Below are 21101 nucleotides of genomic sequence, written 5' to 3' on the forward strand. Positions count from 1 at the left end.
GCCGGGTTCCCGCAGAAGTCATTCGCGAAAGCTGGCCACCAATGACTTCCAGCGATCGGTGTCGCGCCCCGGGTTGAACGGCACGTAGAAACCGATCCGGTCCAGCACGCCCTCATAGCGCGCCTTCATCTTGCCGGCGATATCCGACCATGTGCCGGTCACCGTGAACACGTCCAGCATTTCATCGGTAATCAAATCCGCCATGCCCGCCCAATCACCGGCCCGACTCTTGGTGGTCAGGTGCGGCGCGACATCTTCCCAGCCGTGGGCTGCCAGAACAGGCTTGTAGGCTGGAGTGGATGCGTAAAAGGAAATCTGACTGCGCACCATCTGGCGCATCGCTTCCCTTTCCTTGTCGCTGTCACCGACAATCGTGAAGCAAGTGGACGCGAGCTGAATGCTGGACGGGTCTCGGCCCGCTTTCGCCGCCCCTTCCGCGATCCATGGCCGGACATAGTTCTCGACATACTCCACCGAATGCAACGGGTGAACGTGAAATCCATCGCACATTTCGCCGGCCAGGCGGCAGATATAGGGATTCACGCCGGCGATATAGATGGGAATTTGCGGATAATCGATCGGCCCCGGATTAAAGAAAGGGCTCATCAGGGTGAATTCGTAATACTCGCCCTTGAACGCAGGGGTGGTCCCGTTCTGAAAACAATCCCAGGCGGCGCGAATCATCTGGATCATCTCCCGCAACTGCGGACCGGGCTTTTGCCAATTAACGCCGAAGCGACGCTTGTTATGGCCACGCACCTGCGTGCCCAGGCCGAGAATGAATCGTCCTCCCGATTGCTGCGCGAGATCCCACGCCGTCATCGCATGCACCATCGGACTGCGCGGGAAGGCAACCGCGATCGAGGTGCCCAAATCGATGCGCGAGGTATGCTCGGCGGCCAGTGCGACCGGGAGATAAGGGTCGTGGGACGTCTCGGCGGTCCACAACCCGCTGAACCCCAGCTCCTCCACCTCCCGCGCGGCGGCGGGAACGTCGGCCAATCTCGCTACAGCAAGCCCCGTATCCAATTGCACCATCAGCGACCTCCGATTTTCTCGATCAACGATTCCGAACTTTCAGGGCCCGTTGGATCTCGCGCTTGGCTTCGCTCTCCTTCAGGTCCTGGCGTTTGTCCTGTCTCTCCTTGCCGCGGGCGAGAGCGATTTCGACCTTCGCCTTTCCATCCTTGAAATACACCCGGGTGGGGACCAAGGTAAAACCCCGTTCTCGGGTTTTACCACCGATTCGATCAATCTCTTGTCGGTGCAAGAGTAATCGACGGACCCGCTCCGGGTCAGGAGCGTCCTGATTCGCATGGGTCCAGGGCGAAATATGAACACCAACCAATTCGATCTGGCCTTGCCGCGTGACCCGCGCATAGCCGTCCTTCAGATTGATCCGCCCCTCACGAAGGGACTTCACCTCGGGCCCCAGCAACACGATTCCCGCCTCGAACTTTTCGTCGAGGGAGTAGTCGTGGCGCGCCTTGCGGTTGTCCGCCACCTGCTTCACTCCGGACTCACGAGCCATGGTCGGAAGATAGCAGGCCGGAAGCGGTGCGCGAAGCATGCCACTTTCCACACTTGCAAAATCGTCTCAACAAGCGTTTCACAGAGAAAGAATGACTTTCCCAAATTGGATTCTCATCGGATTGACCCTCGCGGGTGCGATTATCGCCACTTTCGGAGTTGCCCTGATGTCACGACGTGAACCGGAGATTGTGAGACCCGAGGATGGGCTCGCCACCACACCGATCGGCCGGCTCAAAGCAGTGATTCAATCGGGCGACTGGAACAAGGCCCTGCCACCCGTTCTGGTGATGAGCGGGCTGATCGTTCTGATGGTCTTCGGCTCCCTTTGCCTCGTGATCATCCGAGGGCAGCTCTACGGGGGTGGAATCATGTTGGTTGTCGCCGTGGCGGCGATCGTGAAACTTGTGCGGGATTGGCAACGCGGGGCTTGATCAGCCCCTTGGCGAAGCGATCTCAGGCCGCTGCCAGATTCTTGATGCGGTTCTGGCCGTCCACCATAACCACTTTGGGCTTGTAGGCCCGGGCAGCCTCTTCTTGCATCCAGGTGAAAGCGCCGATGATTACGAGGTCCCCGACAGCTACCTTGCGCGCGGCGGCACCATTGACGCAGATGACACCGGAGTCGGCCTCGCCTTCCAGAACGTAGGTCTCAAAACGTTCGCCGTTATCGACGTCCCAGATCTGGACTGCCTCGAACTCGACCAGGTCCATTCCTGCCATCAGCGTGCGATCAATCGTAACGGAGCCCTCATAATGCAGATCAGCCTGCGTCACGGTCGCTCGGTGAATCTTTCCACGGAGCATCTTTCGCATGCCCTGCCCCGGTTGCTCTCGACTCGTGTCCATCATTTTCTCCACTCTCATCGCCGCCCGCGCTCGGCCAACCAGGGCGCAGCGCCATCCCCGGGATAACTCGTTCCCGGCGCGGGGGTAGGCTTTGCTACCGCCAACAACTCCGGAGAGGTTTCCCGTGGATCCATGCGCACATTATCGATCAACCTGACGCCATCAAGCCACACGGCCACCGCCAACTGCACCGGGCCTGTAATGGTCTGAACTGGTTCGAGGGAGTCCGGGCAGACCACTTCGCCGTATTCCAGACGCGCATCCCCCGCTTGCGCCAATCCGGTCTGCAGAAGCTGGCGTACACGAGCGGAGTCTCGCAATCCGTCCGCGACGGCCAACCGCGCGACATCGAGAGCGCGGGGCACGCAGACGGCCGCCGCGCGACCGGCCGGAGAAAGCCGCGAATTCCGGCTCGACATCGCCAGACCGTCCGCTTCGCGGGCAACCGCGCCGCCGATGATCTCGACACCGAAGTCCAGATCGCGCGCCATCCGGCGCACCACAGCCAACTGCTGATAATCCTTCTCGCCAAAAACAGCGAAATGTGGCTGCACGGCGTGAAACAACTTGGTCACCACCGTCGCAACACCACGAAAGTGGCCCGGCCGCTTTGAGCCGCAAAGCCCCTCGGTCAACTTCTCGACATCCACCAGACTGGAAAAATCGTCGGCGTACATCGACTGGGCCGCAGGCGAAAAGACGATATCGACGCCCTCGCGAGCCAATAATGCGCAATCTCGCTCCATCTCTCGAGGATAGGAGGTGAGATCTTCCTCACGATCGAATTGAATTGGATTGACAAAGATCGAGACGACAACCCGATCCCCTCGCCGTTTGGCTTCTCGCACCAGGGAAAGATGGCCTTCGTGCAAAAAGCCCATCGTCGGCACCAGCGCGATCCGCAACCCGGCAGCTCGGGTGCGCTCGGCCCAGACCCGCATATCGGCGACTGCATCAATCTGTCGCAGGCCATAGCCGACGCGTTCGGTATTACCCGAGGCGTGATAGGACTCCGCGTCGCTCGGAAATGTTCCCGCGGCGACTTCCGATCGGTAGGCCCGAACCGCATCGGTGACCTGATCTCCCAAATTAGCAAATTTGCGAACGAAACGCGGCCGTTTTTCACCCGAATCCAGTCCCAGCAAATCATGCATCACGAGAACCTGACCGTCGCAATATGGGCCGGCACCGATACCGATGGTCGGGATTTTCAGCGTTTCGGTGATCTCACGCGCCAGATCCAGAGGGACGCCCTCGAGCACAATGGCAAAAGCGCCCGCTTCCTCGACGGCACGCGCATCCTTGAGCACCTGTGCCCGGCCGGCAGCATCGCGCCCCTGAACTTTATGACCACCCATTCGATTTACGGCCTGGGGCGTCAGCCCAACGTGACCCACAACCGGAATCTCGGCACGGACCAGAGCGGCGATCGTGCGCGCCACTTTTTCTCCGCCCTCCAACTTCACCGCCTCGGCACCCGCTTGAATCAGACGACCCGCGTTACGCACAGCCTCCTTTTTCGAGACGTGGTATGACAGGTACGGCATATCGCCGAGGACCAGCGCGCGTGGCTTGGCGCGAGCGACCATCTTCGTGTGGTAGGCCATCTCGTCCATCGTGACCGCGACTGTCGAATCAGCCCCCTGCACAACCATGCCGAGGCTGTCCCCGACAAGAAGAATGTCGACACCCGATCGGTCAATCAGCCGAGCGAACGTGCAATCATAAGCGGTCACCATGGTCAGGTGAGCGGAGAGGCCCTTGGAGCCCTGAATTCCCGGAACGGTAATTTTCTCATTCATCGAATCTGATCTCCCGGCCGGTCGGAAAGATCGGATATCGACAAATATGTCGGGCCCCGTCCCGAAACAAAGACGGCAAAAAATCCGCTTTGTTTCTTTTCCGTCCCGGTCCAGCTTGGCCGCGGTCTGAAAACCGTCAGCTGCTATCTGGATCCCAGCGGTATATTTTCCTGCCCTCCAACTCATGAGTTCCGGGAAGGGTTCGGAGCGGTTGCATCGAGTTGATGTCCGCCCGGAATTGGCAATCCCGGTGGTGCCCTCACGAGAAGGCTTGCAGACCTTCACGATTTGAAATTTATACGTTCTGCTCTTCGCGACGCGTCCTCGGGTACTCCGGCCCCTGGAGGGCTCCCAGTCCCGACTTCACGCTTGAAGTTTCTTTCTTTTGCTCCTCGTAACGAGCCCTGCGGACGACAACAAGACCCCGGCAAAATGGTTTATTTACTGATGAATCGTCAGTTTCAGGCCTGCGGCGGATCGCTGATCTCCGCCCGGATCGCTCCCCGAAAAGATACTCACGATCGTGTATTTGTGAGCATCAGCCTACTCGATATTGCGTTTCCGGAGAAGCCGTAAATAGGGATGGCTGGCCGGCCGCAATCCAGAAGCCCCGAAAGAAGAAGCCAGAGGCCGCTTCCGACCGAAGGCGGCCCCGAAAACCGCAGGAACTTTGGCTTTTTTCGCAACTGCGTCGTGCGATTCGAGCACTTTTCAAAGCTATGCCCGAAGTGATAGAGAAAGTCAGGCCCGCGAATTGCGGAATTTTCCAAAATAGAGGATCGATCCGAAATGCTGAACAATATGAATTTCAAGGGGATGGCGACATGCCTGGCTGCTATCGTCCTCCTTCTCGGCGGATGCACACAGAATGAGGCGCCCAAAACCGCGGCGCCGGCAGACCAGAACTCGGCAGGACTCCCACCGGCGCAACCCGCGAAACCAGCAGTTGTCTACTACGACGAACTTTACGTCGATGCCGAGGCGGAACCCGATGAGGGCGAACCGCCTCTCGAAGTGCAATTTACATCCATTGTCGAAGACAACACTGGCGCCGTCGAATGCGAGTGGGATTTCGGCGACGGCTCTCCCAAGGTGAAGGCGTTGAACCCGAAGCATACCTACACCATCGAAGATGACTTCATTGTCGTCATCGAGTGCACCGACGCCAAAGGGGTAAGCGGAGAAACCGAGATCGACGTCAGCGCATACACCTACGATTGATCGTCAGGCGCGCGGAAGCGCCGGCAGATGCAGAAAGGCCCGTCACGCCATCCGTGTCGGGCCTTTTATGCTTCAGATCTCGAGCAACGCCTTGCGAAGCAACGCGGCGATACGACGCACACCCCGATCCTCGCGAATCAACGCGTTGTTGATTTCCAACTCGACATAGGGAACCTGATGCGCTTCCCCGTGTCGCTTGGCCGCGTAAATCAAACCGTCATAGCCCGAGTACGGTTCGTTATACCGCACCCGCAGACCAAGCCGCTTCAAGGCCCGACCGAAGGCCCTTGCGAGCGGCACGTGAGCGTCGAATAGAACACCGATATCAAAGTTGCGCGCATGACCATCCATTACCGGGGTAAAACTGTGGATCGAAAGCAACCGAACGCCACCCGGAAATTTTCGACACGCTTGCCCCAACGAGGCATCGATACGCGCATGATAGGGAGCGTGCCAACGTGACAATCGCAATCGTCTCTCCACAGGAGTCAATCGTTGATTTCCTGGAATCAGAACCTGATCACTCTCGGCCGGGATCAGGGATGACTCACCCGGATGCCGATTGGGGTCGACTAGAAGCCTTGAAACAGATGAATAAATCGCTGATGCGGGCAAATCCCGAGCGAGAACTTTCTGGACTTCCCGCGCACCGATATCCCAGCCGATATGATCCGCGATTTGCTCACGAGCCAGCCCCAGGGAGCGATAGCCCCGCGGAATTCGCTTCGACGCGTGCTCGCATGTGAGCACCCAATGCCGGATTTTTGTTGTATCCTGCTTCATAAATCGCCTCCCAGAGGTACAGTTTTAAAACAGCTTCGGAAAGCGATCCACAAATGAAGTTGACGGCAAGACCGAATCTACCTAGGATAAAACAGTATTTGGGTATGCTGCCCGCTCTCAATCGCCAGGAAGGTCAATAGCGGCTCCATGGTCCGACGCGAAAAAACAAACTACGTCATTCAATCCGTTTCGCACGCCTTCGATGTGCTCGAGCAGTTTAGCGATGAGACCGACGAACTCGGGGTCACCGAACTTTCCAAGCGCCTGAAGCTGCACAAGAACAACGTCTTCCGACTGCTCGCCACCCTCGAGTCACGCGGCTATATCGAGCAGAACAAGGCGACCGAGAACTACCGTCTCGGCCTGGGATGTCTGAAACTGGGACAGACTTTTGTCTCGCAGATGGGCCTGTTGCGGCAAGCTCTTCCGATCATGCAGGAAGTCGTCGAAAAAACCGGCGAAACCACCTATGTCGGCCTGCTTCGCCGAGGGGAAGTCGTCCCCCTGCAATCGATCGACTCCGATCAGGCCGTGCGCGCGATTTCGCTGATCGGTCGCGCCCTGCCCCTGCATTGCACGGCTGCAGGCAAGGTCCATCTGGCTTTCGAGTCGCAGGAGGGCCTCCGCAATGGACTGCCGGAATCCCTCACTCGGCACACCGAAAATACCCTCACGAAAAGATCCGACCTGATTGCCGATCTCAAGGCCGCCGCCGATTGCGGTTATACCTGCGAATCGGGCGAATACCTGCCCGACCTCGCGGCCATTGCCGTTCCTATCCGAGATTATACGCGAGCGGTGGTTGGTAGTCTGGCCATTTCGGCGCCCGAATATCGACTGACCCGGGAGCGTATCGAATCTGAAATTGCTCCCGAAGCTCTTCGCGCTGGCCGCGACCTCTCGGCGCGGCTCGGGTTCAACGGTTAATCCCGGCAAAACTTCCCGCTCCGTCTTGAAATGGCTTCAAGGCTCTTTTGGGGAGAGGCATATTGCGCCCCCGCTCAGACTTGTTAGCTAATAACTAGACCCGCGGCAGTTCAGAAGAACTGATACGCAACCCCAAAAACCCATAGGTAGGAGGATACACCGGCGTGAAGATTCTGGTGCCCATCAAACGTGTCCCCGATCCCCAGACCAACATCGTGGTAAAACCCGATGGGTCCGGAATCGCGGAAGATAACGTCAAATTCGTCATCAACCCCTTTTGTGAGATCGCAATCGAGGAAGCTCTCCGAATCAAGGAAAACCAAGGCGAAGCCGAAGTTATCTTGATTTCGATCGGTGATGCAGTCTGCCAGGAGCAGCTGCGAACCGGTCTCGCCATGGGAGCCGATCGAGCCATTCTTGTGGTGGCCGACAAGCCACTCGACCCGGCGACAACCACGGAAGTTCTGGCCAAGATCGTGGCCGACGAGCAGCCTGAGCTGGTCATGCTCGGCAAGCAGTCGATCGATGATGACGCTAACCAAACAGGACAATTACTCGCATCGACTCTGGACTGGCCGCAGGCCACGTTCGCGTCGAAAGTCGAATTTAGCGACGACAAAGCCGATGTCACGGTGACCCGAGAAGTGGACGGCGGGCTGGAAGCAATTGCCTTCTCGCTCCCCGGAATCATCACCACCGACCTTCGGTTGAACGAACCGCGATATGCTTCCCTGCCCGGCATCATGAAGGCAAGGAAAAAAGAGCTGAAGGAAATCCCTCTCGCCGAAGCAGGCGCCTCGGATTCTCTTCAGGTCGAAACGCTGACTCTGGTTCCGCCATCCGTCCGTGAAGCAGGCAAGACCGTGGAAACGGTCGATGAATTGGTCGAGCTGTTGCACAGCGAAGCCAAGCTGATCTGAGGAGCATCATCATGAGCAAAGTTCTGGTTTATATCGAGCATGCCCACGGCAAGGTCCCCAAAGCATCCGCGGTTGCGGTCGCTGCTGCCGCAAAGATGGGTGGCGATGTTGTCGCCCTCGTCCTCGGCAAGGGGATCGATGAAGTTGCCGCGCAGGCGGGCGCCCTTTCCGGCGTAAGCAAGGTGGTTGCGATCGACGACGACCGCCTCGAGCACTACCTCGCGGACATCTACGCCGCAGCGACCACTCAGGTGGCCGATGCTGAAGGAGCCGATGCGGTGGTCGCCGCCGCGACAGCCATCGGTAAGGATTTCGCACCCCGGGTGGCGCAGAAACGCGCCTCCGGGATGGCTTCCGAAATTACGGCCGTGAATGACGATGGGACATTTGTTCGCCCCATCTATGCGGGTAACGTGCTCGCGACCACCAAAATCAACACCGAGAAAAAGGTCGTGACTGTCCGCGGAACCGCCTTCGAACCAGCGGCTGCCGATGGCAGTGCCAGCGTCGAAAAAGTCGAATTGGCAGCAGATGCCGCTTCGAAGACGCGTTTTGTTTCCTTCGAGGAGACAAAAAGCGATCGACCGCAGTTGGCAGACGCCGATATCGTGGTGTCGGGAGGCCGTGGCCTGAAGTCTGGCGAGAACTTCGTTGAAGTCCTCGAACCCTTGGTCGACGCCATGGGCGCGGCGATGGGCGCTTCCCGGGCAGCCGTGGACGCCGGGTTTGTGCCCAACGACCTCCAGGTGGGTCAGACCGGCAAAGTCGTGGCGCCGCAGCTCTACGTCGCTGTCGGCATCTCGGGCGCGATCCAGCATCTGGCCGGCATGAAGGACTCCAAAGTAATCGTGGCGATCAACAAGGATCCGGATGCCCCGATCTTCAGCGTCTCGGACTACGGTCTGGTCGCGGATCTTTTCACGGCTGTTCCCGAAATGGTCACAGCTGTCGACAAGGTGAAATCGGCCTGATCCGTCAGAAAATACAAGCGTGTCCAGAGAGGGGGATGTCCGGTTCGGGCATCCCCCTCTTTGCGTTTCGCGTATGGCGATCTATGATCCCGCCATGTCCGAGAATACCTTGATCCAATACGAACTTCGCGATGGCGTTGCCATCATTTCGCTCGACGATGGCAAGGCGAATGTTTTTTCGCCCGCCATGAGCGCCGCCATCGACGGCGCTTTGGACCGCGCGGAGCAGGAAGCCAAGGCCGTTGTCTTCGCCGGGCGTCCGGGGCGCTTCTCCGGCGGCTTTGATTTGGGAATCATGAAAGAAGGGGGACCGGCAGCCGCCGAGGCGATGGTCAAGGCAGGCGCCGAGCTTGTTTTGCGCATCTACGGCTTCCCTCGTCCGACGCTGGTCGCTGTCACGGGCCATGCTCTGGCCATGGGGGCCATGTTCATCCTCGGCTGTGATCGAAGGGTCGGAGCGGCAGGAAACTTCAAAATCGGCCTGAACGAATCCAAAATCGGAATGTCCCTGCCGGTATTCGCCACGGAGCTCTGTCGCGAGCGGCTCGACCCGCGCCATCTGACCGATGCCGCCATCCTCGCGGAGATTTACGACCCCGAAAAGGCCTGCGCCGTCGGCTACCTCGATCGCACGGTTCCCGCAGAAGAAGTCGTTGATGCGACGATTGCCGAGGCCGCGAGGCTGGCCGCAGAGATCACACTGCGGGGCATGAACGGGACCAAGCAGCGCATTCGCGCCGCCGCCATGGCCCGCATTCGTGAAACCCTCGATCAGGACGTCAAAAACCTGATGTCCTGATCGACGGCAGCCAGCAAAGGCTGGCCCCCGAGCCGTCGCACCCGGCTTAGATATTCATGAAGTCGGGGGTATTATGCACCCAACTCTTCTCTTCCTCGCGTCGGGAGATCCGCCAACCCGCCGAGGTTCGGCGATACTCGTCGATATACCAGAGGCCACAAAAGAAGACTCTGGTGTCTTCCTTGATGAGCATTTCCTGTGGGTTGAGACACATAATCCTTCCGGTCGCCTGATCGCCCGCGATCCGAAGCTGCATATTCGCAACAAGGTGTTGGGTATTCGGAAACATCGACGGCGTCATCACCTTGTTCAGAAACGCCAGGGTGCTTTCGAGGTCGCCCTTGCTGCCGCCCAGAGCGCTGTAATCGATAAAGGCATCTTCGGTGAAGACATCTTCTCGCAGAGTGTCGATCTTCTTGCCGTCGATCAACTCGGAGTAACGATAGAGAAGGTCCTGAATTTCCAAACGGTCGGAGATTTCCTGATGGCTAAGCATCGCTGTTCATACGACTTCATTTCCCTCAAGAGCAAACCCTCGCAGATGGCGGCACACCGAGACCCTGCATTGAAGAAATTGTTCTGCGTGCAATGACAGCGCTTGGCGATTCGACAAAAGTGACACCTGGCAGACCCGATGCGGCGCACTCTTCATATCTCGCTCCCCCAGACTCTCAAGAATTGGCTGGATCTGGAGGTGCAGCGAAGAGGGTATGCCTCCCCGAACGCCTTTCTTCGGCATCTGATTATGCGGGAGCAGGAGCGCGTCCTGCAGCGCCGCCAGAACGGCGATCCCCCGGATCAGGATGACCTGCTTCTTCCCCCGCGCGGCCTCCATCCAAGTCGTCGGCCGGCACCTTGAGTTCTGTAGCGGTCCTGTCGCGGTCCTGCCGCGGGCTTACCTGAGACGTTTCACAGTCCTGCCTCCTGCGCTCCATCCGAACCAGCGAGAGCGACCGGCGCCCCTGCTGCGTAGTCGACAAAGATCGGCGACGACCAGGCGCGCTCGGCGGCTTCCGCCATGCAATCATCGCCCGGAGCAGAGACCGCACCGACCCCGCAGGGCTGTACCGCAACGGGTTTTCCCGCGGCATCAAATTGAGTGCGGAGGTTATCGGCATTGATCGCTTCCGTCGGTTCCTGAAGCACCCGCACATAGTAGACGGCATCTCGCTTCCCCTTCGTGAAATCCTCATCCGTAAACTCCACCACACAGGTATCGCCAGCCTCCGGACAAGGGATCGTCTGCCATGGATCCTCGATCAACCCGCCAATATCCTCCCCGGGAGAGGTCTGCGGGCGAACACGAACCACCTCAACTCCCGTTATCGAATGCCTCTCGTCGGTGGGGTAGTAACACTCGCCCATACAGAGTTTGGCGATTCGTTCGGGTGCGAGCGCCGTGATCGTCTCCTCCGGACAACCTGGCGCCTGACGCGGCGCCCCCATCGCACGAACCCGGAACCGTGGCGCGACATTCGTTTTCACAATCGAACCCATGGGCAACTCGGGACCGTTGGCCATGAGTAAATCAAACCACAGGAGGATCCTCGGGCCGCTGGTCGCATAGGTTTCGCGGCGCTCGAGGGCGTCCCATATGCCCTGACGGGAGTGCTCATTTGCGTGAACCGCAACAACACCCCCGGGATAGAGAAAGCTCCCGGTTCGCTCGACTGCCAGGGCACCGGCGAACCCCGAGGTTGACTCCACGGGCATCCGCGGATCTTCCATCTCGCTCCGAGGGCGGAGCAAGGCCGCGTAAAAATCATTGCGCGGACCGACCATATCGGTGCGCCCCCGTTTTGGACCATCCTGCTTGAAGCCCGTGCTGGCGCGACCACTATGACTGTCGCTGGAGCCAATAAAACCCCAGCGAAAACGATCCCTGCGATCGGTCCCACCTGGCGAAAGAGCTAGACCGTATTGCGCTGTCCCGAGGGGCCGGAGACTATAATCCGGCTTGAAACCCGAACGCGCCTGGCCACAATCGAGCCATTCCTCGGCTCCGGTATCCGGGAAGATCCCGTCAAAGGCAATCCCCGCAGCCAGAGCATATTCGACTGCCAGATCGACTCGACGCTCGCATTCGGCCGCGGGCAGATCGCCACAGCGGCTTCGCATGATCTGGCCGGCACGACGGCAGCACGGCAAATAAGCGTCTGTTTCTTCCGGACAGATCCGCTCTCCGTCCTCGCCCAGCGTGAATTCTCGCCAGTCCTTGTATTGCTCGGAATTGCCGTGGCCGGAATAGATTTCGATCAATTTCTGCCGGTCGGGATCATGCATGCCGCCGCTCAATTGCTTGGCAAGATTCGTCCCCGGGGGGCTATAGCTCCCCCAGGCAGTTCCGTGCGGGATGACCATGGCATCATAGTCCCACTCATCGAGCTTCTCGAAGAGGATATCCGGCGTTGGCGCATGCTCCCGGCAATCCAGCGGTAGTTCGCGGCTGGGCTTTCCCGAATCACAATCCGGGACTTGCTGCAGCTGATCGAACATCCACTTGAACTGGCTATAGGTCTCCCGATTCAGGGGATCGATCAGGCCTGCGCCCGACATGACGGGCGCGATCGTCAGCCATGGATTGACCACCTCGGGGCCGCCGAGCGCCGTAATGGGCCGAGGCGTCACCTCGTCCTCACCGAGACCGCGAAAAATGACATTCTTGTGACCATAATGCTGATCCGGGGTCCGACCGATCTGCGTCCATTCAAACCCGTGAAAGACGACGAGATCCTGTCCACCATCCGCGGTCTGGCCCACCGCATTGCATTGCCGATTGGCCTCCTTCTCGAGGGCCCAATGCTCGGGAGTCAATTCCTGTGCATGATCCGTGATCGCGTAGAAATCCAAGGCCGCGCAATGTCGGGCGTAATCGCAGGCATCCGCCGGGGGATGCGCTCCTTCGCCGCTCAGCAGGGGCATCGAAGTGAAAAATGCGTCCAGCGAATAGGTCGTGTGCACGTGCAGGTCGCCAAACAGAATCTGCTTGCTGTCCGAAACCGCGTTCGCATCCCCGCGCGCTGTCGTTCGCGGCTGCAGAGAGATCGAGCCCACAGGCTGGTCTTCTCCCGGCGGAAGCAAGATGAAGGCAGCAGCTCCGACCAACAACAAAAGTACTCCCCCAACGACACGGAGAATACGACCAGCAATCGAAGATCTACTCATGGTTCGTTTTTCTTAACACCTTGGTCGATGGCTCCAAACATCGCGGATCGCTGTCATAAAGGATAAGACTCGAGAGTCGGCAGCCGTCAGGTTCGACCGGCAATTCGTTGAAAATCGGCCGGCCCGATCACTCGGTTTCGTCTGCCCCAAAAAGGAGTCTTCGATGAAAAATTTCCAGAACAAAATTGCGGTGATTACAGGTGCCGGAACCGGAATGGGCCGAGAACTCGCGGTGCAGCTGGCGGCCGAGGGTTGCCACCTCGCGCTCTGCGATATCCATCCGGAGAATATCGAAGAAACCGCTGAACTCTGCCGCGGCGGTGGCGCGGACGGCCTTCGGGTCACCACACACCGGGCGGATGTATCCAGCGAGGACGATCTGGTTGCCTTTCGCAACGCTGCGCTGGCCGAGCATCAGACAGATCACGTCAATCTCGTCTTCAATAATGCCGGGATCGGAGGCGTCGCCAGTCTGGTCGACGGCGATCGCGACGAATGGGAACGCGTCTTCAACGTCAATTGGTTGGGGGTATATTACGGCACCCGCACTTTCCTCCCGGCCTTGGTCGCGAGCGAGGACGGCTACCTGGTCAACACCAGCAGCATTAACGGTTTCTGGGCGGCTCTCGGCCCCAACGTCCCCCACTCAGCCTACGCGACCGCCAAATTTGCAGTGAAAGGCTTCACCGAGGCTCTGGTCACCGATCTCCGCATGAATGCACCACACGTCAAATGTGCCGTGGTCATGCCGGGCCATATCGGAACCGCCATCATGATGAACTCACGGCGAATTCTCGGCCACGGGACGCCTGAGCAAATGACGGCCGACGAACTCACCGACATGCGCGCGATGATTCATCAGCGGGGTATTGATGCCTCGGCCATCTCGGATTCGGACCTCAAGGCATTTGTCCATCAACGGATGCTCGATTTCCAGGAAAAGGCGCCCACCACCGCGGCCAGCGCGGCGAATATCATCCTCGACGGGATTCGGGCCGAAAAATGGCGCATTCTGGTCGGCAAGGACGCCGAGGTTCTCGATGGTCTGGTTCGAGCCACACCCGAGGAGGCCTACGAATCGGATTTTCTGGAGAAACTTCTGGCCGAAGGCCACCTCAACGACCTCGTACCCCAAGAATAAGCTCGATTCCGTCCACTGGCGTGCGCTCACGGCAGGAACACGGTAGACTTATGCCAAATTCGGACGACAGCCGAACACGGGGGATATTGACAGCATGAATGATGAATTGAGTCTGACCGGGACGCGCCAGATCGGCGAAGGTGCACCGCAAGCTTTCACCGACCACTTCATCCATATCCTTGGATTCCTGAACCTTGGATTGCCTTTTCTCCTGTTCCTCCTCTGGGGGATCACCATCATCTATCCTCTGGTGCGCTGGGGCTACATTGTGTCCCGCGGACAACCGGAGAATCGCCTGGACCGGATTCCGGAGCGAATTCAGAGAGCTCTATTTGAGGGTATCGGGCAGGGACGCGTGGTGCGCGAACCCCTCGGCATCAACCACCAAGTCCTTTTTGTCTCCTTCGTGATTCTTTTCCTCGGAACATCGCTCGTCACCGTTCAGTTCGACACGCCTCTGGATTTCTATAACGGCGCCTTTTACGGCGTATACAAGCTGATGATGGACACCGCCGGCGTTGGACTCTGTGTCAGTTCGGGCATCTTCATGTACCGCCGCTACGTGGCACCGCCGCGAGCCCTCGAACAGCCCGAAAAAATGGTCGGAACCTTCGAGAACGAAGGAGGCTACGGCTTCCCGCTGATCATGCTTTTCCTGATCGGCTTTACGGGCTTCATGCTCGAAGGCGCCCGCATGGTCGCCCAGCCCGAGAGCTCTGCCGGGCTGGCCTATGTCGGCATCATGTTCTCGAAGGGCTTTCGTGCCATGGGAACGGGAACAGCGTTCCACTACTCGATCTGGTGGATCCATCTCGCGATTGTTTTCGCCTTCCTCTATTCGATGGTGTCGACCAAGTTGCGCCATATGTTCCTTGGGCCGATCAACCTCTTTTTCAAGAAACTCGATCCCGGCCTGCGTCTGACCCCGGTTGATGACTTCGAAACCGCCGAAAGCTTTGGCGCGGAAAAACCGGAAGACTACAGCTGGAAACAGATCCTGGACATGGCGGCCTGCCTCGAATGCGGTCGCTGCACCCTCAACTGCCCGACGGTGAACACTCAAAAATCGCTCAATCCCAAGCATCTGGTGATCGAGCAGCGTGAGCAGGTCACCGCACGACACGGCCTCTCCTTCCTGCAATCCCAATTCTCGCGCTGGGCCCAGAAAGATACCTCCGGAGATGCCGATGCCAATACAGGTGGCGAAGGTGGCGATATTGCACTGAACGAACTCGGCGAGCGCTCCACCCCCCTGATGGACGGCGAGCACGACGCCGCGTGGCTCCAGAACGCCGACATGATCAACGATGTCGCTACTCAGGAAGTCGTCTGGGGATGCACGACCTGCGGCTGGTGCGAAGAAGGCTGCCCCGTGGGCATCGAACATATCCAGCGTATCGTCGATATGCGACGCAACGGCGTGCTGATGCGGGCGGAATTCCCCGGAGACCTCCAGTCGTCCTTCCAGGGAACGGAGCGACAAGCCAACCCTTGGGGGATCGCCGCTGATCAACGCGCGAAATGGGCTGACGACCTCGGTGTCCAGCAAATGGCCGAAATCGGCGAGGACGAAGAAGTCGAGATTCTCTACTGGGTTGGTTGTGCCGGCTCCTTCGATGATCGCAACCAGAAAACTTCGACCTCGCTGGTCAAAATCATGCAGGAAGCCGATGTGAAATTCGGCATTCTGGGCATGGAAGAGCAGTGCACAGGCGAACCTGCTCGCCGTCTCGGCAACGAATATCTCTACTTCTCGTTGGCGTCCATGAACGTCGAGACGCTGAACCGTTACAAATTCAAACGGATCGTCACGCAATGCCCTCATTGCTTCAACACGATCAAGAACGAGTATCCGGATTTGGGCGGCCACTTCGAGGTGGTCCATACGACCCAATATATTGACGAGTTGCTCGAAGCCGGCCGTATCCACCTCGACAAGGACTTCCTTGGCAAGAAACTGACGATGCACGACCCGTGCTACCTGGCGCGTCACAATGACGTCCATCAGGCTCCGCGAAAAATTCTCGACAAGATCCCGGGCATGAAGCGCGAAGATGTCGAACAGTCCGAGCGCAAAACCTTTTGCTGCGGAGCCGGCGGTGGTCAGTTCTGGAAAGAGGAAGAACACGACACGGCTCGCATCAATGTGACCCGTCTTGATCAATTGATGGAAACCGAGCCCGATACCATCGCCGTCGGTTGTCCCTTCTGCACGACCATGATGAGCGATGCCACCAAGACCAAGGGGATTGAGGAACAGGTTCAGGTCAAGGACGTCGTAGAACTGGTCGCTGACTCCCTCAAGCGCTCGGAGCCTCGAGAAGAAGGTGCCGCTCCGGAAGCCAGTGAGACGACGATTGAGGAGAGCTGAGGCGCGCCCGGCGGGACTCGATCGTGGGACGAATACGCGATCGGGCTTGCCGGCATGCCTCATTGCGAGCGTCGCGTTTATCCTGCTCCTGCTGGCGGGATGCGGTGAAGGCAATGCGCAAACCGACCCCGTAGCTGAACCGAGCCCGCGGCCCGACTATCCGACCGTCCAACTGGAACCTCTCGGGGGAGCCCCCGTAGAGGTTCGGGTCGAGATCGTGGCAACCCCGGAAAGCCGTGCGCGCGGTTTGATGTTCCGGGAGTCTCTGACACCGGGCACCGGAATGTTGTTTATCTTTCCCGAAACCAGACCCTTGTCGTTCTGGATGCGCAACACTCCGATTTCGCTTGATATCCTCTATCTCGACCCCTCCGGGACGATCATCAATATTCATCGGAACACGACCCCCTACTCCGAGAAATCGCTGCCCAGTGAACGCCCGGCGCGATTCGTACTCGAAGTCCCTGGCGGTTATTGCGCCCAAGTCGGCGTGCGGGCCGGCGACCGTGTCGAGTTAGGCGCGCTCGCCAGGACGCCGGCCACCTGAAAAGACGGCCGGGCCGCTCGATAGCCGACATGGACCCTCGAACCGCCGAGGCAACCGGTGACTCGGTCTCCCGTGGCAGTGACGGGCTTGCCTTGCTACTTTTTTGCTCGTGATTATCATCCTCAAGCCAGAAACCCCGCCGGACTCCCCCGACGTTCAGAAAGTCCTTGATGTAGCCGCGGAATTCGAGGGAGTTCAGGCACGCAAGCACGTCGTCGAAGGTGCCAGCCGATCCTTGATCGAAGTCTACCTGATCGGAGCGACAGGTCCGGTGCCCACCGAGGCGTTCGAGAAACTCGATTGTGTCGAAAGCGTCGTTCGTGTCTCGGAAAAATATCGGATCCTGGGCCGCCATAAGGGACAGGTGGAAGCTGTCGGGTTTACCTATCAGGGTCTGACCTTCGATCAGGACTCACTGCATGTGCTGCCCGGGCTCTGCGCGGTCGACTCTCGCCAGAGCGTCGAGGAAATGTTTGCCGCGCTCAAGGACGCCGGCATCCAGACTTCTCGTATGGGTGCCTACAAGCCCCGCACCAGCCCCTACGACTTCCAGGGACTAGGCAAGGACTGCCTGCCCTATGTCTTCGAGTTGGCCGGGAAATACGACGTCAAAGTCATCGCCATGGAGATTGTCCACGAATCCCAGATCGACGAGATCAACGAAGCACTCGATGCCGCCGGCTCACCCACCGGTGTCCTGCTGCAGGTCGGCACACGCAACGCGCAGAACTTCGAGATGCTGAAGGTGATCGGCCAGCAGCAACGCTTCCCCGTTCTTTTCAAACGAGGCATGGGGATCACACTCGAAGAATCTCTGAATGCCTGCGAATATGTGGCGAGCGAGGGCAACCGCAACATCATTCTCTGCCTGCGCGGCATGAAGACAAATCTCGGAGATCCGCATCGCAACTTCGTCGATTTCGGTCACGTTCCCGTTGTCAAAAGGCTGACGAGGATGCCGGTTTGTGTTGACCCCTCGCACTCGGTCGGCCGCAAGGAACCGGCCCCCGACGGCATCACCGACATCCAGCATTGCACAGCACAGGGAGTCATCGCGGGCGCCAATATGGTACTGGTCGACTTCCATCCGGATCCATCGAAGGCTCTCTGCGATGCCCCGCAGGCTCTCACTATTCCCGAACTCGCACCTTATCTGGAAGACATCCAGATTGTCCGGGAGGCCTATGAGAAGCGTCGTGCGCTGGCCGCGCGCGCCGCAACCGCCTGAACCAGTCATGGCGACCGCAACAACAGAGAACATTCGGGTGAGTGTCCGAGCACTGTATCTCGAAGATCGCTCGGATCCAGCCGAAGAGCGGTTCGCCTTCGCCTACCAGATCCAGATTGCGAACGAAGGCACCGAAACCGTGCAGTTGCGCCGTCGCCATTGGATCATCACCGACGGAAACGGGGACGTCGAAGAAGTCGAAGGCGAAGGTGTTGTCGGCGAACAACCCGTTCTGCAACCCGGTGCGGTCCACGAGTATACCAGTGGTGCGATTATCGAGACGCCTTTTGGAACGATGGAAGGCACCTACGAAATGCACGCGGGCGAGGGGCATGTCTTCCGAGCCGAAATCCCCAGATTTTCCCTCGAAAGGCCCGGCACGCTTCAGTAATCACGGGGCACCCGCAAGCCCTTCACCGAGGTCTCCCCACCCCGCTTGGACCTGACGCGGCCAGAAGCTAGACAGACTGCATGCAGGCTATTCAACGCGCGATTCATCATGTGGCGATTGCTCTCTTTCGAATCTTCTCCCAGTTGTTGCCGATTTCGATCCCGGTCACGTTCGCCGGAGAAGACGCCACTCAGGAACTGAGTCGCGCGATCGGCCGACTGGGTATCCAGAAGGTCCTGATCGTGACCGACAAGATCCTGGTCGAACTGGGGATTGTCGGACAGGTCGCAGCGAAACTGGAAGCCGCGGGCGTCGCCAGCGTGGTTTACGATGGCGTCGAACCCAACCCGACTTTCGACCAGATCGATGCCGGACGTGCACTCCTGCGGTCCGACACTTGCGGCGCAGTAGTCGCGATCGGCGGAGGCTCCCCGATGGATGCCGCCAAGGTCATTGCGGCCTGCGGCACCAATTCGAAAGATCCACGCAAGCTTGCCGGGATGATGAAGATTCGAAAGCGCCCGCTTCCCATATTCGCCCTCCCCACCACGGCCGGCACTGGCTCCGAAGTCACGATCGTGGCCGTTGTCTCGGACACCGAAACGCATGAAAAAAAGCAGTTCATCGACCCCAAACTGGTACCTCTGATGACCGCTCTGGATCCTGCCTTGATGGCGGGCATGCCACCTCATGTCACCGCGGCCACGGGCGTCGATGCTCTGACCCATGCCGTCGAATCCTTCCTGTCGAAAACCTCGAATGACCAAACGGAAACCTATATCCGAATGGCGATTCCGCTCATTTTCGAGAACCTGCCGCGAGCATTCTCCAACGGAGATGATCTTGAAGCGAGAGGTGCTATGGCGATGGCCTCGTATTATGCAGGCATCGCCTTCACGCGCACCAGTGTAGGCTATGTGCATGCGATCGCCCACACTTTCGGGGCCCGCTACAATACGCCGCACGGCCTCGCGAATGCCATCACGCTGCCCCACATCCTGAAGTTCTCGGCACCCGCCGCCAACGAGCGTCTCGCAGCGCTGGCCGCCATGATCGGCATCGAGCAGGGAAGCGCCGAGCAAAGAGCCGATGCTTTTCGCGCTGCGGTCGATGAACTGCTTCGCCAGCTGCAGATCCCGACACACCTCGAAGACCTGCAATTGAAGGACATTCCCTCGATCGCCCAACAAGCCCTTGCGGAGGGCTGGGCCAATTACCCCGTACCTCGCTACATGGAGCAGGCCGAATGCGAGGATATTCTGCGGGCCATCGCACCCGCGTCGGTTCGCTAACCAACTCTGGCAGAACTCTCGAGCCTCACCTCGACAAGGCGGTCAAACGCAGCCTCGAACAGCTCCCGCCGCCAACTGCGGAACGATCGAACCCAGCCCTTCGAAACGCGCATCCTTGGTTTGGCCGCGCACCCAGCGAACATAAATCTGCTCGAGCACCACGGCGGTCTTGAAGAGGGCAAAGGTTTCGTAGAAGCCGATCTCGCTCAGATCGAGCCCGGTTCTGGCCGCGTAGCGCTCGGCGAGCTCGTCGCGTTTGAGAAATCCGTCGAGTGTCGAGACGCCACCAACGGTCCCGCGGCCCATATCGTCCGTCGCCTCGGACCAGTAGCCGAGCAGCGTACCGAGATCGACCAGAGGGTCTCCCAGGGAAGCCATATCCCAATCGAAGATTGCGACCAGACGCCCGGGATCGTCGGCGCCATACATGCAGTTATCCAGCTTGTAGTCATTATGCAGCACGCTCACCGACTGGGGGACCGGAATATGCTCCAGACACCAGGCCGCGGCTCGATCCATATCGGGAATCTCGCGGGTCTTGGCGGCTTCCCAACGCCCCAACCAGCCCCGCACCTGTCGCTCCACAAAGCCGTCGGGGCGCCCGAGCGTCGAGAGTTCCGGGGTCGAGGTATCGACCAGATGCAGGTCGGCGAGAGCATCGACGAGATCCTCGGAGATACGCCGGCGCAACGCCGGATCCTCGGGCAGGAAAGCGGGCCATTCCGAACGGATCACGTACCCTTGTCGCCGTTCCATCACGAGAAAAGGCGCCCCGAGCACACTCTCGTCCTCACAAAAGCCCAGCGGGCGTGGCGAATGAGGGAATTGCGGGGCCAGACCTGCGAGCGCTCGAAATTCGCGCCCCATATCATGCGATTTGGGGGCCACCGGACCGAGCGGCGGACGTCGCACAACCAATTCCTGATCTCCGAAGGAAACCATATAGGTCAGATTCGCATGTCCCCCGTGGAACTGGGTGACGGACATCGGGCCGGTGAGCCCGGGGACCGTCGCCTGCAACCACGCAGCCAAAGCTGCTTCATCCAATTGTTCGTCTGCGCGAACCTCGCCGGGATTATCCATCTTCATCGAAACGCTCCTTGTCCTGCCAAAGACAATGGCGAATTCGCCCCCCCGATGTCCAGTACCAGAAGAAACTATCCT

General features: G+C 59.1%; 21 protein-coding genes and 1 pseudogene. 13 read left to right on the plus strand and 9 right to left on the minus strand.

Translation table 11 applies throughout. The features are described from left to right. Positions 1-18: 18 nt before the first annotated feature. Together P8K07_11585 and smpB are read right to left on the minus strand one after the other, a co-directional pair. Positions 19-1002, minus strand: coding sequence for a TIGR03617 family F420-dependent LLM class oxidoreductase (locus P8K07_11585; protein ID MDG1959157.1), 984 nt, complete (start codon positions 1000-1002; stop codon positions 19-21). Positions 1003-1060: 58 nt separating this feature from the next. After that, positions 1061-1531, minus strand: coding sequence for an SsrA-binding protein SmpB (gene smpB, locus P8K07_11590; protein MDG1959158.1), 471 nt, complete (start codon positions 1529-1531; stop codon positions 1061-1063). Positions 1532-1622: 91 nt separating this feature from the next. Here smpB and P8K07_11595 point away from each other — a divergent pair, with 91 nt between their 5' ends. Further along, positions 1623-1964, plus strand: a complete 342-nt coding sequence (locus tag P8K07_11595) for a hypothetical protein (protein MDG1959159.1) — start codon at positions 1623-1625, stop codon at positions 1962-1964. 22 nt (positions 1965-1986) lie between these two features. Here the strand turns inward: P8K07_11595 and P8K07_11600 are convergent, their stop codons facing one another. The 3 genes and pseudogenes from P8K07_11600 to panB form a co-directional block, all read right to left on the minus strand. Further along, positions 1987-2346 carry an aspartate 1-decarboxylase gene (locus tag P8K07_11600; protein MDG1959160.1) on the minus strand — a complete coding sequence of 120 codons (360 nt, stop codon included), beginning with the start codon at positions 2344-2346 and terminating at the stop codon, positions 1987-1989. A gap of 47 nt (positions 2347-2393) precedes the next feature. Further along, entirely contained in the window at positions 2394-3347 is a 954-nt protein-coding gene (gene panC, locus P8K07_11605; protein ID MDG1959161.1) for a pantoate--beta-alanine ligase, read from the minus strand. 36 nt (positions 3348-3383) lie between these two features. Next, a pseudogene (panB, locus tag P8K07_11610) lies at positions 3384-4181 on the minus strand (3-methyl-2-oxobutanoate hydroxymethyltransferase). 789 nt (positions 4182-4970) lie between these two features. Here panB and P8K07_11615 point away from each other — a divergent pair. Continuing rightward, positions 4971-5402: a PKD domain-containing protein gene (locus P8K07_11615; GenBank protein MDG1959162.1), complete on the plus strand. Its 432-nt coding sequence runs from the start codon at positions 4971-4973 to the stop codon at positions 5400-5402. A 72-nt stretch (positions 5403-5474) separates the two neighbouring features. Here P8K07_11615 and P8K07_11620 read toward each other — a convergent pair whose 3' ends face one another. Next, the gene (locus tag P8K07_11620; GenBank protein MDG1959163.1) at positions 5475-6185 is read right to left on the minus strand and encodes an N-formylglutamate amidohydrolase; all 711 of its coding nucleotides are present in this window, start codon (positions 6183-6185) and stop codon (positions 5475-5477) included. A 147-nt stretch (positions 6186-6332) separates the two neighbouring features. On the opposite strand from P8K07_11620, the gene P8K07_11625 reads away from it, so the two are divergent. From P8K07_11625 to P8K07_11640, 4 genes are all read left to right on the plus strand, one after another. After that, on the plus strand, positions 6333-7112 hold the full coding sequence (locus tag P8K07_11625; protein MDG1959164.1) for an IclR family transcriptional regulator: 780 nt from the start codon (positions 6333-6335) through the stop codon (positions 7110-7112). A gap of 164 nt (positions 7113-7276) precedes the next feature. After that, the gene (locus P8K07_11630) at positions 7277-8032 is read left to right on the plus strand and encodes an electron transfer flavoprotein subunit beta/FixA family protein (GenBank protein MDG1959165.1); all 756 of its coding nucleotides are present in this window, start codon (positions 7277-7279) and stop codon (positions 8030-8032) included. Between the two features lie 11 nt (positions 8033-8043). Then, positions 8044-9003: an electron transfer flavoprotein subunit alpha/FixB family protein gene (locus tag P8K07_11635; GenBank protein MDG1959166.1), complete on the plus strand. Its 960-nt coding sequence runs from the start codon at positions 8044-8046 to the stop codon at positions 9001-9003. A 19-nt stretch (positions 9004-9022) separates the two neighbouring features. After that, a complete protein-coding gene (locus P8K07_11640) occupies positions 9023-9802 on the plus strand; it encodes a crotonase/enoyl-CoA hydratase family protein (GenBank protein MDG1959167.1) in 780 nt (259 codons plus the stop codon). A 46-nt stretch (positions 9803-9848) separates the two neighbouring features. Here the strand turns inward: P8K07_11640 and P8K07_11645 are convergent, their stop codons facing one another. Further along, complete coding sequence (locus P8K07_11645; protein ID MDG1959168.1) at positions 9849-10298, minus strand: nuclear transport factor 2 family protein; 450 nt, start codon at positions 10296-10298, stop codon at positions 9849-9851. A gap of 138 nt (positions 10299-10436) precedes the next feature. On the opposite strand from P8K07_11645, the gene P8K07_11650 reads away from it, so the two are divergent. Next, positions 10437-10661, plus strand: coding sequence for a hypothetical protein (locus P8K07_11650; protein MDG1959169.1), 225 nt, complete (start codon positions 10437-10439; stop codon positions 10659-10661). Between the two features lie 50 nt (positions 10662-10711). Here the strand turns inward: P8K07_11650 and P8K07_11655 are convergent, their stop codons facing one another. Beyond that, entirely contained in the window at positions 10712-12967 is a 2256-nt protein-coding gene (locus tag P8K07_11655) for a DUF3604 domain-containing protein (GenBank protein ID MDG1959170.1), read from the minus strand. 163 nt (positions 12968-13130) lie between these two features. Here P8K07_11655 and P8K07_11660 point away from each other — a divergent pair, with 163 nt between their 5' ends. The 6 genes from P8K07_11660 (at position 13131) to P8K07_11685 (ending at position 19937) form a co-directional block, all read left to right on the plus strand. Further along, positions 13131-14108: an SDR family NAD(P)-dependent oxidoreductase gene (locus P8K07_11660; protein ID MDG1959171.1), complete on the plus strand. Its 978-nt coding sequence runs from the start codon at positions 13131-13133 to the stop codon at positions 14106-14108. Positions 14109-14202: 94 nt separating this feature from the next. Beyond that, positions 14203-16479: a (Fe-S)-binding protein gene (locus P8K07_11665; GenBank protein ID MDG1959172.1), complete on the plus strand. Its 2277-nt coding sequence runs from the start codon at positions 14203-14205 to the stop codon at positions 16477-16479. Then, the gene (locus P8K07_11670) at positions 16466-17026 is read left to right on the plus strand and encodes a DUF192 domain-containing protein (protein ID MDG1959173.1); all 561 of its coding nucleotides are present in this window, start codon (positions 16466-16468) and stop codon (positions 17024-17026) included. Before P8K07_11665 ends, P8K07_11670 begins: the two co-directional genes overlap by 14 nt. Positions 17027-17135: 109 nt before the next feature. Next, on the plus strand, positions 17136-18254 hold the full coding sequence (locus P8K07_11675; GenBank protein ID MDG1959174.1) for a 3-deoxy-7-phosphoheptulonate synthase: 1119 nt from the start codon (positions 17136-17138) through the stop codon (positions 18252-18254). Between the two features lie 7 nt (positions 18255-18261). Continuing rightward, positions 18262-18645 carry a Co2+/Mg2+ efflux protein ApaG gene (gene apaG / locus P8K07_11680; protein MDG1959175.1) on the plus strand — a complete coding sequence of 128 codons (384 nt, stop codon included), beginning with the start codon at positions 18262-18264 and terminating at the stop codon, positions 18643-18645. 80 nt (positions 18646-18725) lie between these two features. After that, a complete protein-coding gene (locus P8K07_11685) occupies positions 18726-19937 on the plus strand; it encodes an iron-containing alcohol dehydrogenase (GenBank protein MDG1959176.1) in 1212 nt (403 codons plus the stop codon). 42 nt (positions 19938-19979) lie between these two features. Here the strand turns inward: P8K07_11685 and P8K07_11690 are convergent, their stop codons facing one another. Further along, positions 19980-21026, minus strand: coding sequence for a phosphotransferase family protein (locus P8K07_11690; protein MDG1959177.1), 1047 nt, complete (start codon positions 21024-21026; stop codon positions 19980-19982). Positions 21027-21101: the final 75 nt, after the last annotated feature.

This window comes from Candidatus Binatia bacterium (assembly GCA_029248525.1).
Taxonomy (GTDB): Bacteria; Desulfobacterota; Binatia; order UBA12015; family UBA12015; genus UBA12015.